Origin of the sequence: Paraburkholderia sediminicola (assembly GCF_046026675.1) — a bacterium.
GTDB classification, from domain to species: Bacteria; Pseudomonadota; Gammaproteobacteria; order Burkholderiales; family Burkholderiaceae; genus Paraburkholderia; species Paraburkholderia sediminicola_F.
Genome location: NZ_JAQQEY010000001.1, coordinates 3328221 through 3343186, shown reverse-complemented (window position 1 = coordinate 3343186; position 14966 = coordinate 3328221). Strand labels below are relative to the sequence as shown.

Annotated in this window: 12 protein-coding genes and 2 tRNA genes; 5 read left to right on the top strand and 9 right to left on the bottom strand. The window is 63.0% G+C overall.

The window, feature by feature from the left end:
* Window positions 1-69: 69 nt before the first annotated feature.
* From PQQ86_RS14405 to fdxA, 3 genes are all read right to left on the bottom strand, one after another.
* Window positions 70-145: transfer RNA gene (locus tag PQQ86_RS14405), tRNA-Asn, on the bottom strand.
* Between the two features lie 62 nt (window positions 146-207).
* Window positions 208-283, bottom strand: a tRNA-Asn gene (locus tag PQQ86_RS14400).
* Between the two features lie 115 nt (window positions 284-398).
* The gene (gene fdxA, locus PQQ86_RS14395; protein ID WP_054036179.1) at window positions 399-722 is read right to left on the bottom strand and encodes a ferredoxin FdxA; all 324 of its coding nucleotides are present in this window, start codon (window positions 720-722) and stop codon (window positions 399-401) included.
* 280 nt (window positions 723-1002) lie between these two features.
* Here fdxA and pncB point away from each other — a divergent pair, with 280 nt between their 5' ends.
* From pncB to PQQ86_RS14370, 5 genes are all read left to right on the top strand, one after another.
* Window positions 1003-2199, top strand: a complete 1197-nt coding sequence (gene pncB, locus PQQ86_RS14390) for a nicotinate phosphoribosyltransferase (protein WP_408267849.1) — start codon at window positions 1003-1005, stop codon at window positions 2197-2199.
* Between the two features lie 194 nt (window positions 2200-2393).
* Window positions 2394-3056, top strand: a complete 663-nt coding sequence (locus PQQ86_RS14385) for a LutC/YkgG family protein (protein ID WP_408267847.1) — start codon at window positions 2394-2396, stop codon at window positions 3054-3056.
* 64 nt (window positions 3057-3120) lie between these two features.
* Window positions 3121-4548: a sodium:proton antiporter gene (locus PQQ86_RS14380; protein ID WP_408267844.1), complete on the top strand. Its 1428-nt coding sequence runs from the start codon at window positions 3121-3123 to the stop codon at window positions 4546-4548.
* Between the two features lie 69 nt (window positions 4549-4617).
* On the top strand, window positions 4618-5607 hold the full coding sequence (locus tag PQQ86_RS14375) for a 2-hydroxyacid dehydrogenase (RefSeq protein WP_408267841.1): 990 nt from the start codon (window positions 4618-4620) through the stop codon (window positions 5605-5607).
* Window positions 5604-7046, top strand: coding sequence for a DNA recombination protein RmuC (locus PQQ86_RS14370; RefSeq protein ID WP_408267839.1), 1443 nt, complete (start codon window positions 5604-5606; stop codon window positions 7044-7046). The genes PQQ86_RS14375 and PQQ86_RS14370 overlap by 4 nt, the downstream gene beginning before the upstream one ends.
* A 29-nt stretch (window positions 7047-7075) precedes the next feature.
* Here PQQ86_RS14370 and PQQ86_RS14365 read toward each other — a convergent pair whose 3' ends face one another.
* The 6 genes from PQQ86_RS14365 to PQQ86_RS14340 all read right to left on the bottom strand — a co-directional run bounded on the left by PQQ86_RS14365 (window position 7076) and on the right by PQQ86_RS14340 (window position 14606).
* Window positions 7076-7564, bottom strand: a complete 489-nt coding sequence (locus tag PQQ86_RS14365) for a GNAT family N-acetyltransferase (RefSeq protein ID WP_408267836.1) — start codon at window positions 7562-7564, stop codon at window positions 7076-7078.
* The gene (locus PQQ86_RS14360; RefSeq protein WP_054036190.1) at window positions 7564-7839 is read right to left on the bottom strand and encodes a hypothetical protein; all 276 of its coding nucleotides are present in this window, start codon (window positions 7837-7839) and stop codon (window positions 7564-7566) included. Before PQQ86_RS14360 ends, PQQ86_RS14365 begins: the two co-directional genes overlap by 1 nt.
* Before the next feature lie 111 nt (window positions 7840-7950).
* Complete coding sequence (moeA, locus tag PQQ86_RS14355; RefSeq protein WP_408267832.1) at window positions 7951-9252, bottom strand: molybdopterin molybdotransferase MoeA; 1302 nt, start codon at window positions 9250-9252, stop codon at window positions 7951-7953.
* Window positions 9253-9326: 74 nt separating this feature from the next.
* Window positions 9327-9941, bottom strand: coding sequence for a molybdenum cofactor guanylyltransferase MobA (gene mobA, locus PQQ86_RS14350; RefSeq protein ID WP_408267829.1), 615 nt, complete (start codon window positions 9939-9941; stop codon window positions 9327-9329).
* A 12-nt stretch (window positions 9942-9953) separates the two neighbouring features.
* Complete coding sequence (gene moaA, locus PQQ86_RS14345) at window positions 9954-11063, bottom strand: GTP 3',8-cyclase MoaA (RefSeq protein WP_408267826.1); 1110 nt, start codon at window positions 11061-11063, stop codon at window positions 9954-9956.
* 252 nt (window positions 11064-11315) lie between these two features.
* Entirely contained in the window at window positions 11316-14606 is a 3291-nt protein-coding gene (locus PQQ86_RS14340) for an Rne/Rng family ribonuclease (protein WP_408267823.1), read from the bottom strand.
* Window positions 14607-14966: the final 360 nt, after the last annotated feature.

The following is a 14966-nucleotide window of genomic DNA, read 5'->3' as shown; positions in this document are numbered from 1 at the left end:
CAGATCCGGTATTGAAATAGGCCAGACCAAAACAAAAAAGCCCGCACGAATGCGGGCCTTTCAAAATTTTGGCTCCTCGACCTGGGCTCGAACCAGGGACCTACGGATTAACAGTCCGGCGCTCTACCAACTGAGCTATCGAGGAACAGCAGTACAACTTGATCTACATAAAAAAGCCCGTATTGGTTAACGGGCTTTTGAAATTCTTGGCTCCTCGACCTGGGCTCGAACCAGGGACCTACGGATTAACAGTCCGGCGCTCTACCAACTGAGCTATCGAGGAACAGAACTACAAACAGCAGAGAAGCGAAATTGTAGGAGGTGACTAGGCGCCTGTCAATACCCTGCATTCATCTCGATTTGGTCCGAATGCAACGGCGGGGGGCGCGCCGCGCCGCTCAGCGTACGAGCAGGGCCAGCTTTTCCTTCACGTCCTTGAATTCGTCGGCTTCCGGCAGCGGCGCTTTGGTCTTGGTGATGCTCGGCCAGTTCTTCGCCAGATCGGCATTCAGCTCGGTGAAGTGCTGCTGGTCGCCCGGCACGTCTTCTTCGGCATAAATGGCGTTCACCGGGCATTCGGCCACGCACACGGCGCAGTCGATGCATTCATCGGGGTCGATCGCGAGGAAGTTGGGACCTTCGCGAAAGCAGTCCACCGGGCACACATCGACGCAGTCGGTATAGCGGCACTTGATGCAGCTTTCGGTCACAACGTGAGTCATTCAGGCAGCTCCTGCATGCGGAATCAGGGGAGGCGAAACGCCAAAAGCGCTATTGTAACGTAACGTCAAGAGCCGCATGCAGCATCGGGCAACGGCTTTTATACGTTTTTGTGATTAGTTTATGGCGTCCGGCGAGCGCCGCCCGCCGGCGCGCTGAATCCGGATGCATTCGGGTAACATGCGTCAGGTTGGCGCGCACGGGGCGCGCCGCACGCGCATGGGTTGACGCGGTTGGTCGAGCCAAGCCTTCCGTTTTTCCTGCAGTCCAGTTCGCACCATCATGATTATTACTTCGCTGCTCGACACCGATCTGTACAAGTTCACGATGATGCAAGTGGTGTTGCATCACTTTCCCGCGGCGAATGTCGAATACCGGTTTCGCTGCCGCACGCCGAATGTCGACCTCGTGCCGTATATCAGCGAGATTCGCGATGAAGTGCGCAAGCTCTGCGATCTGCGCTTCACCGACGACGAGCTCGACTACCTGCGGCGCATGCGCTTCATCAAGGGCGACTTCATCGAGTTTCTCGCGCTGTTCCATCTGAACGAGAAATACATTTCGATTTCGCCCTCGCCGAAGGGCAATGGTGAAATCGACATCGAGATCAAGGGGCCGTGGCTGCACACGATCCTGTTCGAGATCCCGATGCTCGCGATCGTCAACGAAGTCTACTTCCGCAACACCCAGCAGAAGCCTGACTACAGCGAGGGGCGCGGCCGTCTCGTCGAGAAGATCAAGCTGCTCGGCGCGCGCCCGGAATTCGCCGACTGCAAGATCGCCGACTACGGCACGCGCCGCCGCTTCTCGAAGCAATGGCACGAAGAAGTGATCCTCACGCTGAAAGACGGCCTCGGCGAACAATTCGCCGGCACCAGCAACGTCTTCTACGCGATGAAGCACAGCCTCACGCCGCTCGGCACGATGGCGCATGAATACCTGCAGGCGTGTCAGGCGCTCGGTCCGCGGCTGCGCGATTCGCAGATATTCGGCTTCGAAATGTGGGCGAAGGAGTATCGCGGCGACCTGGGTATTGCCCTGTCGGACGTGTACGGCATGGAGGCCTTCCTGCGCGACTTCGACATGTACTTCTGCAAGCTGTTCGACGGCGCGCGCCACGATTCCGGCGACCCGTTCGACTGGGGCGAGCGCCTGCTCAAGCACTACGAGGCGAACCGCTGCGACCCGCGCACCAAGATCCTCGTGTTCTCCGACGCGCTCGATATTCCGAAGGTGCTGCAACTGTACGAGCGTTTCCGCGGCCGCTGCAAGCTGGCATTCGGCGTAGGAACCAATCTGACAAACGACCTCGGTTACAACCCTTTGCAGATCGTCATCAAGATGGTTCGCTGCAACGGTCAGCCAGTGGCGAAGCTGTCGGACTCGCCGGGCAAGAACATGTGCGAAGACAAGGCCTATCTCGCGTATCTGCGCCAGGTGTTCGGCATTGCGCAGCCCGAGGAAGACGCTGCGAAGTGACGTGGTGTCTGCGTGGCGCGTGTGCGACTCACACGCCGCTGTCTTGTGCCGATATTTTGCTGGGATATCACTGAGATCGTGCTTGCCGCGTGGCCGATACGCCGCCCCAGGCTGTTCGGCCAGGGTGTTCGCGCGCAGGGTGGCCGGTATAATTCCCGCCATATCGCACGGCTGTCGACACGAGGATTTCGCATATGGACACATCGATTGCCCGCCGCAACATCCTGGCGCGCATCCGCGCGGCGCAGGGGCGTGAGCCTGAGCCGTCCGTTGCCGAGCGCGAGGCGGCTGCGGATTATCTGGCGCGCCATCCCGAGGGCCCGCGTCCGGAGATGCCGGCCGATCTGACCACGCGCTTCATCGAAGAAGCGCAGAGAATGGCGACCACGGTCGATACGGTCGAATCGCTGGGCGACGTGCCTTCCGCTGCGCATCGCTACCTCACTGAACACGCTTTGCCGCTGCAAGCGATCGCATGGCAAACCCTGCAAGATCTGCAATGGGCCGCAGCCGGCCTTAACGTCGAATTTCGCAAACCTGAAGACGGCGATGTGGTCGGTCTCACCGGCTGCTTCTGCGCGACTGCTGAGACGGGCACGCTCGTTCTGTTGTCCGGACCGGAAACCTACGCATCGGCAGGCTTGCTGCCGGAAACGCATATTGCAATCGTGCCGGCTTCGCGCATCGTCTCAGGGCATGAAGAGGCGTTCGGGCTGATCCGCAGCGAATGCGGTGAACTTCCGCGCGCGGTCAATTTTGTCTCCGGGCCATCGCGTACCGGCGATATCGAACAGACTATCGTGCTTGGTGCACATGGGCCGTATCGAGTGCATGTAATCGTCGTACGTGGCGTTTGAGCGCGGCGAGCGGCTGGGCCTTCCGCCGCGCACCGTCACTCGCGCTAATAAGGACTTCAAGAATATGAAACGACATGCCGTGTGGGCGAGCATGATGCTCGCTGCTGCTCTGACGCTGGCCGGGTGGCCTCAACTGGCATCGGCGGCCACGCTCGATGGCGCGACTTTGTCGGCGTTGTGGGGCCTGCCATTTGCAGGCGTGTTGTTGTCGATCGCGGTGTTTCCGTTGGTCGCGCCGACATTCTGGCATCACCATTTCGGCAAGATCGCGGCAGCGTGGGCGCTGCTGTTCCTGGTGCCGTTTGCGCTTACCTTCGGTACGGGCGTCGCATTCGGAACGTTTGTGCATGCGGTGCTCGAAGAATACATTCCGTTCATCGTGTTACTGACGGCGCTTTATACGGTCGCGGGCGGCATCTGCGTGCGCGGCAATCTGCATGGCACGCCGCGCCTGAATACCGCAATTCTCGCGCTCGGCACACTATTGGCCAGCATCATGGGCACGACCGGCGCGGCGATGCTGCTGATCCGCCCGTTGCTGCGCGCTAACGACAATCGCAAGCACGTCGTTCACGTGGTGGTGTTCTTTATTTTTCTGGTCGCGAACGCGGGCGGCTCGTTGTCGCCGCTCGGCGACCCGCCGCTCTTTCTCGGCTTCCTGCAAGGCGTCAGTTTCTTCTGGACCACCACGCATCTGGCGTTGCCGATGCTGTTTGTCTGCGTCGTGCTGCTGGCCGCGTTCTATGCATTGGACTCGTACTATTTTCATCGGCGTGAAGAAGAGCGTTCGCGCTTTCTCGATCCGACGCCGGATTCGCCGCAGCTAGGCGTCGACGGCAAGATCAACTTCGTGCTTCTCGCTGCCGTGATTGCGCTGGTTCTGATGAGCGGACTCTGGAAGTCCGACGTCGTGTTCGACGTTTTCGGTACGCACGTCGCGCTGCAAAATGCCGTGCGCGATGTCGCGCTGATCGGCGTCACCTTGCTCTCGCTAGCGTTGACGCCGCGCGCGGCACGCGCGGGAAATGACTTTAACTGGGCACCGATCGAAGAGGTCGCCAAACTGTTTGCCGGCATCTTCGTGACGATCGCGCCGGTCATCACGATCCTGCGTGCCGGCGAGGCGGGCGCGTTCGCCGGCATCGTCCATCTGGTCAACCCATCCGGCCAGCCCCACGACCTGATGTACTTTTGGGCGACTGGCCTGCTATCGTCGTTTCTCGACAATGCACCGACCTACCTGGTGTTCTTCAACCTGGCCGGCGGCGACGCGCAGACACTGATGACCACTGGCGCCAGCACGCTCGCGGCGATCTCGGCCGGCGCGGTGTTCATGGGCGCCAACACGTATATCGGCAATGCACCGAATTTCATGGTGAAAGCGATCGCGGAGTCGCGCGGCGTGCGCATGCCAAGCTTTTTCGCGTATCTCGGCTGGTCGGTTGTGGTGCTGGTGCCGCTGTTTCTCGTCACCGGCTGGCTGTTTTTTTGACGCCTGGTTTCACGCTCATCCTGACGCCGAGGTCATTGGACCCGACGACGCGCTATCCGGAGAATTGCAATGCAGAAGATCCTCGTCGCCCGTCCGATCTTTCCCGATGTGATCGAACGGCTCAAACAGTATTTCGATGTCGATTGGCACCAGGGTGACGTGTTGCCCGCCGACGAGTTGACGCGACGTCTCGCGGACAAAGACGGCGCGCTGACCGCGGGTGATCCGGTCGGCGCGGCAGCGCTCGCCGCGGCGCCGCGTCTGCGCGTGGTGTCGAACATGGCAGTGGGCTACAACAACTTCGACATGGCTGCGTTCAACGCGGCGAACGTACTCGGCACCAACACGCCGGACGTGCTGAATGAATCGACCGCCGATTTCGGTTGGGCGCTGATGATGGCCGCGGCGCGCCGCATTGCCGAATCGGAGCACTGGCTGCGCGCGGGCAAATGGCAGAAGTGGACCTATGACGGTTTTCTCGGCACCGACATCTACGGTTCGACACTCGGCGTGATTGGCATGGGCCGGATCGGGCAGGCGCTGGCGCGTCGCGCTAAGGGTTTCAACATGCAGGTGATCTATCACAACCGTTCGCGTGTCGCGCCGGAGATCGAGGCGGAGTTGAACGCGGAATACGCGTCCAAACAGGACCTGCTGCAGCGCGCCGATCACGTGGTGCTCGTCTTGCCGTACACGAAGGAAAACCACCATACGATCGGCGCTGCCGAACTCGCGCAGATGAAGCCGACCGCAACGCTCACCAACATCGCACGCGGTGGCATTGTCGACGATGCGGCGCTGGTCGAAGCACTGCGCACGAAACAGATTGCCGCCGCCGGTCTGGATGTTTACGAGGGCGAGCCGCGTCTGAATCCTGATCTGCTGACGGTGCCGAATGTCGTACTGACGCCGCATATCGCCAGCGCGACCGAGGCAACACGCCGCGCCATGGCGAACCTCGCTGCGGACAATCTGATCGCGGCGCTGGGTGAAGGCCCGCGCGCCGGCCGGCCGCCGAATCCGATCAACCCCGAGGTCATCGGCAAGGCGCGTTCATGACAATGATTCTGGTGGCGGCCGTTGCGGTGCTGGCGGTCGCCTTGGTCATCGCGTTGGCATTGCTGATGCGCGGTAGTCGCGCGGACGGAAGCGAGCAATTCGAGATTCTCAGCGAACGTATCGACACCGCGAAGGATGCGCAGTCGCATGCTTATGAGCGGCTCGAGCGTCAACTGCGCAATGACATCACCGAAACGGCGCGCGTCTCGCGTACCGAGCAGAGCAGTGGGTTCGCGCACTTTCAGCAAACGCTGGCGTCGCAATTCAGCAGTATGACGACGGTGCAGGGCGGCAAGATCGACGGTTTTGCGCAGCAACTCGACGCAGTGCGTCACAGCCTGCAGCAGCAGGCTCAGCAGGCACGCGATGAGCAAGGGCGCACGCTGAAGCAGTTCGGCGAAACGCTGACCCTGCAACTGGGCCAGCTCACTGAGTCGAACGATCGCCGCTTTGCCGAAGTGCGGGCGACGATCGAGCAGCGGCTGAAAGATATCGAAGCGAATAACTCGACCAAGCTCGACGAGATGCGCCGCACCGTCGACGAAAAATTGCACGCCACGCTCGAACAACGTCTGGGCGAATCGTTCAAGCTGGTGTCCGACCGGCTGGAGCAGGTGCATCGTGGTTTGGGTGAGATGCAGACGCTGGCTGCGGGTGTCGGCGATCTGAAGAAGGTCCTTACCAACGTCAAAACGCGCGGCACGTGGGGCGAAGTGCAGCTCGAAGCATTGCTCGAACAACTGCTCACCGCGGATCAATACGCCAAGAACGTCGCGACGGTGCCGAAGAGCGCCGATCGTGTCGAGTTCGCGATCAAACTGCCGGGCCGTGCGGAGGCGGGTGGTCCGGCCACGCCGGTCTGGCTGCCGATCGATGCCAAGTTCCCGCGGGAAGACTACGAGCGGCTGATCGAGGCTCAGGAACGCGCCGATCCGATTGCGGTGGAGGAGGCGTCGCGCGCGCTCGAAGTGCGGATACGTGCCGAGGCTCGCACGATTGCAGAGAAGTACGTGTCGCCGCCGCACACCACGGATTTCGCGCTGCTATTTCTGCCGACCGAAGGCCTGTACGCGGAAGTCCTGCGTCGGCCGGGCCTGACGGACCTGCTGCAACGCGACTATCGCGTGACGATTGCCGGCCCGACCACACTGACCGCCTTGCTCAATAGTCTGCAAATGGGGTTCCGCACGCTGGCGATCGAGAAGCGGTCGAGCGAAGTGTGGCAAGTGCTCGGTGCGGTGAAAACAGAGTTCGGCAAATTCGGTGACGTGCTGGCCAAGACCAAGGCGCAGCTTGAAACTGTCACGCGTTCTATCGAAGCCGCGGAAACGCGCACCCGCGTCATGAACCGCAAGCTGCGTGACGTCGAGGCGTTGCCAGGGGAAGAGGCGAGCGGGTTGCTCGGCGATGCGCTAACGGGCGTGGATCCCGACGAGTAGTAGAGTCTGACGTCGGCTCAAACTCAAACTCAGGAAGCGGCTGCTGCGGCCAACTGTTCCAGCGCGTCGCCCGTCAGACGCACGACGCGCCAATCAGGCATCACTGTCGCGCCCAATTTTTCGTAGAAGCTAATGGCCTGCTTGTTCCAGTCCAGCACGGTCCATTCAAAGCGTCCGCACTTCCGGTCGACTGCCAGTGCCGCCAGCCTCGCGAGCATCGCGGCGCCTAGACCGCTGCCGCGCTGACTCGGTTGCACGTAGACATCTTCGAGATATAGCCCGCGCTTGCCGGCGAAGCTCGAGTAATTGTGGAAGAACAGCGCATAGCCGACGATGCGTCCTTCGTTTTCCGCCACCAGCGCTTCGATCGAGGGCCGCGCGCCGAACAGGGCGTCGCGCAATCCGTCTTCGGTCGCAACAAATACGTGCGTGAGGCTTTCGAATTCGGCCAGCTCGTACGTCAGCGCGAAGATAGCGCCCGTATCCGCAGGCGTCGCGGTGCGGATCGTCGCGGGCATTACGCTTCTTCCGGCGCGTCGGTCAGCTGGATTTCGATGCCGCCAAAGCGCGATGCCACCCAGTTGTAGGCGTGGCACGCAATCCACAGCAGGATGAAGCCGAGAATCGCGTTCAGCAGCAGCGCGCTGAACACAGTGCTCAGTTCGACCGAGCCATAGCGGATGAACGCCACCAGCACGCCGAGCAGCACGATCGGCACCGAGAATGTCAGGTACACGAGGATAAGCGCTTTGGCCGTCTGTCCCGGTGCAATGAACGAGATCTGTTTTTTCATGTAAGTCAAACCCGTGTGTCGTAGTGGTAATGGGTAAAGCTGCAAACGAAGCTGCAAATGGGGCCGAAAACGCGGTTGCAAAAAGCTGCCACGAAAGCGTTCCGTCAGGCGTCAGATCAGCCCGTCGAACAACATGATATCGACGGGCTCGCCCTCGGCAATATCGGCTTCATCGTGCCCGAGAACGATGAAACAATTTGCTTCGCTCATCGAACTCAGCACGCCGGAGCTTTGCGAGCCGGTCGGCGTGACCTGCCATTGGCCGTGCGCATCCTGCCCGGCGACGCCGCGCTGGTATTCGGTGCGGCCGGCGCGCTTGCGGATGGCCTGGCGGCTGGCGGCGCGCAAGACCGGCAGCGCCTGTGGCGTCGCGCCGGACATCAGCAGCAGCGCTTCGCGCACGATCTGGTAGAACGTCACCATCACGGCCACGGGATTGCCCGGCAAGCCGAAGAATAACGCGGGTAGCCCGAGACCCGGATGTTCGCCAGACCAGACGCGGCCAAAAGCGAGCGGCCGGCCCGGACGCATGGCGAGGCTCCAGAAGGCGACGTCGCCGAACGTCTGTAGCAATTGCTTGGTGAAATCCGCCTCGCCGACCGACACCCCGCCGGAGGTCAACACCACGTCGGCGCTGGCTGCGGCGCTGCGCAATGCAGCCTCGAGCGCAGCGGGTTCGTCGCGCACCACGCCGAGATCGAGCGTATCCATGTTCAGGCGCCGAAGCATCGCAAACAGCGTGTAGCGATTGCTGTCGTACACCGAACCCGGGTCGAGCGGCTCGCCAAGCGAGCGCAATTCGTCGCCGGTCGAGAAAAACGCGACGCGCAAGCGCCGCCGCACGTTGACTTCGCCAATGCCGAGCGAAGCCAGCAGACCGAGGTCCGACGCGCGCATGATGCGGCCGGCGCGTAGCGCGGCATGGCCGCGGGCGAGGTCTTCGCCGGCGAGGCGGCGGTTGGCGCCGCTCCGCAAGGCGTTGGCCGCAAAACGGATCGAGGTGGAATCGGCACTGCGCTCGACAAGCTCCTGCGGCACGACGGTGTCGCAGTCAGCCGGCATGCAGGCGCCTGTCATGACGCGTACGCATTGCGTCGCGTCCACGTGGCCCGGGAACGGGTGGCCGGCCAGCGCTTTGCCGACGATCGTCAAATCGACCGTGGGTTCACGCGTTGCCAATGCCGCGCCCTTGAACGCGTAGCCGTCCATGGCCGAATTGTCGTGCGACGGGACGTCGATCGGCGAGACGATATCGGCCGCGAGCACGCGGCCGAGCGCATCGCGCAAGGGCACGCGTTCGACCGCCGTGACGGGCGTTGCCCATTGACGGACGATCGCCTGGGCGGCCGAAACAGGTAGCGCGTGAGGATCGTACTGCGCGACGCAGCGGGAAAATTCGTTAAGCGTGGTCATGAAGGGCTGGACGTCGCGATCGGCGGCGGAAGCGGCTGTTGCCGTGCGGCCGGAGCGGGATTTCAACCGGAGCCTCAACAACGCTCGAGGTCGGCGAGTTCTTGTAACGAATTGATATTGTAAAACGCGCGCTCGTCGCTAAAGGCGACTTCGACGGTCTTGTGGCGCGCGTACCACGCGCGGACCTTGCGCTCGCCGTCTTCGAGAAAGGCCGCCAGGTCGTCGGCGAGACTCGTGCGCAGCAACGCGAACACGGGATGGAGCGAGACGTGGCCTTCGGCGTCGGTGGTCGTGACGGTGGCGATGTCGGCCTGATTCGAGTCGAGTGCCCGAGTGAGGTGGGAGGCGAGATCGGCCGGCAGTCCGGGCGTGTCGCAGGGCGCGCTCAGCACGTACGCGGTGTCAGCCGCGCGCAGCCCGGCGAGCAGGCCCGCCAGCGGGCCGGGAAAGCCGGGCAGGGTATCGGCAAGCACCTTGGCGCCGAACGGCGCGCCCAGCGCCGTGTAGACCTCTGGGTGGCGATTGGCGCTGATCAGCAGGGCGCCGGTTTGCGGTGCGAGTCGTTTCAGCACATGGGAGGCGAGCGGCTCGCCGTGCAGCGTTTGCAGTCCCTTGTCGACACCGCCCATACGCATGCCGCGTCCGCCCGCGAGGACCAGACCGGTGATGTGTTCGCGAGTCGGGTTCATGGGCGCGGCCGTTTAGCCGCCGATGTACGACATTTCCACGCGGCGGGCGTCTTGCGCGCGGAGTGCGGCTGCATTGCTGCCGCGCAATTGCGAATAACGGTCGCTGCGGCCTTGCCAGATTTCGGCGACGGCGGTGGCGATAGCGGCGTCGCTCGCGCCGCTGCGCAGCAACGCGCGCAGGTCGTGACCGGACGAGGCGAACAGGCACAGATACAGCTTGCCCTCGGTCGACAGACGCGCTCGCGTACAACTGCTGCAAAATGCGCGTGTCACGCTCGAAATCACGCCGATCTCGCCACTACCGTCCACGTAACCCCAGCGCTGGGCGGTTTCGGCTGCACTGTGCGCTTCGAGCGGCATAAGCGGGAAATGTTCGGCGATGCGCGTCACGACGTCGGCGGAAGGCAGCACCTCAGTCATGTTCCAGCCGTTCGACGTGCCCACGTCCATGTACTCGATAAAGCGCAGCACCGCGCCCGAGCCTTTGAAATGACGCGCCATCGGCACGATTTCGCCGTCGTTGGTGCCACGTTTGACGACCATGTTGACTTTCACCGGCGCGAGTCCCACCGCTTGCGCCGCGGCGATCCCGTCCAGCACGTCGGCGACCGCGAAGTCGGCGTCGTTCATGCGGCGAAACAGGGTGTCGTCGAGCGCGTCGAGACTGACCGTCACGCGGGTCAGGCCAGCGTCTTTCAGGCTGCGCGCCTTGCGCTCCAGCAGCGAGCCGTTGGTGGTTAGCGTCAGATCGAGCGGGCGGCCTTCCGGCGTGGTGAGTTGCGCCAGCCGTTCGATCAGGAATTCCAGATTTTTGCGCAGCAACGGCTCGCCACCCGTAAGGCGGATTTTCTCGACGCCGTGTGCGACGAAGAGCCGCGCCAGCCGTTCGATTTCTTCGAAGCTGAGCAGTGCGCTATGCGGCAAGAACGCGTAATCCTTGTCGAACACCGCGCGCGGCATGCAGTAGACGCAGCGGAAATTGCAGCGATCCGTCACCGAGATGCGCAGATCGCGCAGCGGGCGCGCCAGCGTGTCGTGCAGCGCGCCGCTGGGCGCCTGCACGGGGCCGGTGATGACCGGCACCGCGCTGAGATCGGCAACAGGGATGATGCGTCGGGACATGAATTGCTTCGCTTGATGCTTCGTTTCGGGCTGCTTAAGTGCTGCTTAAGTGCTGCGATCGCTGCTGCGGCTGGGGCTGCGATTGGAACCTCGATCTTCATTCTAGCGGAAATGTATCCGGCGGCTGCCGGCCTCCAGACGCCGTCCGGGTATACGGGGAGTGGCATAAAGCCCGCAATCGGACGGCGTGCGGCGCCCATAAAACAAAAAGCCCACCGGTAAGGGCGGGCTTTTTGCATGGCGGCGGTTCGCTTACTGCGGGTGCTTACCGGTTTCCACCATTTGCATCGGCGCGGTTTCGACCGGCGGCAACGCCTTACGCTCGCGACCCACGCGAACCGGCTTGGCCGCTTGCGCAGCAGCCTCCTGCGCGGCTCGCAGCTTGTCGGCGTCGGTGTTCACCCAGACAAGACCGGCTTGTTCGAGCACCGGCTTCAGGGCTTCCGCAGACACGCCGGCGGTACGCGGCGCTTGCGGTGCAGCAACTGCAACGGGCGGCGCGGGCTCGACTGCTGCCGGTTCAACGACCGCTTCAACTGCCGGTGCGACCGCTGCAACGACCGGTTGCGCTTCGAAGATATCGGCTTGCCGTGCTGGCTGAGCGGCCGGTGCTTCGACCACTGCTGCAGGAGCCACGGTTTTTTCTACCGGAGCCGGTGCGGTTTGCGCTTCAACCACCGGAGTAGCTGCCGGCGTTTCGACCTGAGCTTCAACCGGGGCTTCAAAGCGAGCGACCGGTTCGACGAGCGAAACCGTCTCGCTGGCGGCCGGAGCAGCTTGCGCGGCTTCGACCGGCGTGGCAGCGGCTTGCGCCACCGGCGCTTCCACGGCCTGCTCGACCGCAACCGGTGCCACCGGCGCTTCCGCGACCGGCACAACCGTTTCCGTCTTCGCAGCTTGCTCGGCGGCCAGAGCAGGCGTTTCGGTTACAGCGTGCAGCTCACTGACCACAACGGTTTCCGTCGCGACAGCAGCGACAACCACTTCCACCGGTTTGACAGCAGTCGCTTCGTTGACTTCAGCCTTGTGCTCGACCGCTTGATGCGCAGTGCGCACCGGTGCGTCATCGGTCACATTGACGTTGTCGCCTTCACCTTCGGCAACGTCCGCAGCCAGGTTGCCGTTCACGTCTTCTTCACGCTCACGACGACCACCACGACGGCCGCGACGGCGACGACGACGCTCTTCACCTTCACGCGCCACCGCTTCCTGATCGACCGGCATACCGTTTTCGCCCAAGGCGGTCTGGTTTTGCGCCAGTTCTTCCGCCGTTTGCGCGTCGTTCTGCGTCAGTGCGTCTGTCGCTTCCGGCTGCTTGCGGCGTTCGCCACGTTCAGCGCGCTCGCCACGCTCACGGCGTTCGCCGCGTTCCTGACGCTCGCCACGTTCGGCGCGCGGTGCGCCCTCGACGGTTTCCGCACGATCGCTGCTGCGATTGTCGCGGTCACGGTTTTCGCGGCCCTCGCGACCTTCACGCGGCTCACGAGCCTCGCGTGGATCGCGGCCTTCACGGGCCTCACGCGGTTCACGGGTGCCACGCGGCTCGCGCGACTCACGTGCTTCACGCGGCTCACGACCTTCACGCGGTTCGCGTTCCTCGCGACGCTGCGACGGCTGCTGCCCCTGAGCCTGACGGCCGCCGGTTGTGCCTTCGCCACGGCCCGCTGCGTCGCGGCTGCCTGCGCCGCCACGGCGATTGCGGTTGCGATCGCCGCCGCGTTCGCCGGTGCGCTCACCGCGCTCCGTGCGTTCGCCACGTTGCGGGCGTGTCTGCTTGTCGGTCGTAGCCGGTGCGGCAGGCGCTGGTGCGGCCGGCTGCACGCCGAACAGATTCTTCAACCAGCCGATAAAGCCTCCGCCGGCCGGGGTGACGGCCACCGGCGCCGGAGTTACCGCCGGACGGACCGGCGCGCTCGGGGCCGGCTTCTCGGGCGTGATGCCCTTGACCGCGGCTTCCTGCTTTGGCTTCACTTCCTCGGCACGCTTGCTGTAACCGGTTTCCGATTCCAGTTCGCGGGCGGCTTCTTCGGCCATCTTCCACGAAGCGCGCGGCTCGTCGAGGCGTGCATCGTCGTGACGCAGGCGTTCGAGCTTGTAATGCGGAGTGTCGAGATGCTTGTTCGGGATCAGAACGACGTTGACCTTGAAACGCGATTCGATCTTGTTGATTTCGGCGCGCTTTTCGTTCAACAGGAAAGCGGTCACTTCGACCGGCACCTGGCAGTGGATCGCCGCGGTGTTTTCCTTCATCGCTTCTTCCTGAATGATCCGCAGCACTTGCAGCGCGGACGATTCGGTATCGCGGATGTGGCCCGTGCCGTTACAGCGCGGGCACGTCACATGGCTGCCTTCCGACAAAGCCGGGCGCAGACGTTGACGCGACAGTTCCATCAGGCCGAAGCGCGAGATCTTGCCCATCTGGACGCGTGCACGGTCGTGCTTCAACGCGTCTTTCAGACGTTGCTCGACTTCGCGCTGGCTCTTGGCCGATTCCATGTCGATGAAGTCGATCACGATCAGGCCGCCCAGGTCGCGCAGGCGCAACTGGCGGGCCACTTCGTCGGCGGCTTCGAGGTTCGTGCGTGCAGCTGTTTCCTCGATGTCGGCACCCTTGGTGGCGCGTGCCGAGTTCACGTCGATCGCGACCAGGGCTTCCGTGTGGTCGATCACGATGGCGCCGCCGGAGGGCAGCGGGACCGTGCGCGAATACGCGGTTTCGATCTGGTGTTCGATCTGGAAGCGCGAGAAGAGCGGCACGTCGTCGTGATACCGCTTCACCTTGCTGACATTGTCCGGCATCACGATATCCATGAAGGCGCGGGCCTGGTCATGGATTTCGGTGGTGTCGATCAGGATTTCGCCGATATCCGGCTGGAAATAGTCACGAATCGCGCGAATAACGAGGCTCGATTCGAGATAAATCAGCATCGGCTGGCCGCTCGAACCGCTTTGCGACGCAGCTTCGATGGCACGCCACAGTTGCATCAGGTAGTTCAGGTCCCACTGCAGTTCTTCGGCGGAGCGGCCAATACCGGCCGTGCGCGCGATGATGCTCATGCCTTCCGGCAATTGCAGTTGAGCCATGGTTTCGCGCAGTTCCTGGCGGTCGTCGCCTTCGATCCGGCGCGATACGCCGCCGCCGCGCGGATTGTTCGGCATCAGAACCAGATACCGGCCGGCGAGCGAGATGAAGGTGGTGAGGGCCGCGCCCTTGTTGCCACGTTCTTCCTTTTCGACCTGAACGATCAGTTCCTGGCCTTCACGGAGGGCGTCCTGGATGCGCGCGGAGCGCATGTCGACGCCGTCACGGAAATACTGGCGGGCGACTTCCTTGAACGGCAGGAAGCCGTGGCGGTCTTCGCCGTAGTTGACGAAACAGGCTTCGAGCGACGGCTCGATGCGGGTGATGATGCCCTTGTAGATATTGCCTTTGCGCTGTTCGCGCCCGGCGGTTTCGATGTCGATATCGATGAGTTTTTGCCCATCGACGATGGCGACGCGCAGTTCTTCCTGCTGCGTCGCGTTGAACAACATTCGTTTCATTGAACGGCTCCAGGCGGCTTAGCTAGCCCTCAGCTGCGCGGTTGTCAGTCGCGAGAGCCACGAGGGCAGCGGCATGCCGCGCCTTATTGTGTTTTCACAAGCACGCTGGAGCGGGAAAAATGGCGGGAGAATTGCCTGAGAGGGCCCGGCCCCATTGAAAAATGGGCGCGGTGCCGCAGGGCACATGCGAACACGGCTTCAAATAACGACCCGACACGCCGCGGGTTCTGCCAGCAGACCTTCATAAGCCTTTCGTCCACTCGCGCCGGTGCGCCAACTGGGCGCGTGACCGGAGGGCCGGAGGCTGCGGTCATGCCGCAGCGGGAAGTTCGCGCAGTCGGCGCGTCTTTTCTCGCTGGG